1 protein-coding gene is annotated in these 210 nt (G+C 44.3%); it reads right to left on the reverse strand.

Features of this window, described 5'->3' with window-relative positions; translation table 11 throughout:
- Window positions 1-18: 18 nt before the first annotated feature.
- The coding region (locus AC4IFT_RS22655; protein ID WP_490753002.1) for a hypothetical protein at window positions 19-210 on the reverse strand (192 nt) is incomplete at its 5' end.

Genomic DNA, 210 nt, shown 5'->3' on the forward strand with positions numbered 1-210 from the left:
TGGCGACTGAGCGTTTACTTAATTTGGAGGATTTGCTGAGTATTTCGATTTGATGGTGGGTCGTGCAGGATTTAAATTCTTCGGATTTAGCCTTCGGCCTGAACCTGCAACCAGCTTACCTGAGCACAACTTAGCGACTGAGCGTTTACTTAATTTGGAGGATTTGCTGAGTATTTCGATTTGATGGTGGGTCGTGCAGGATTTAAATCC

It is taken from the genome of Providencia sp. UF-183, assembly GCF_058246155.1.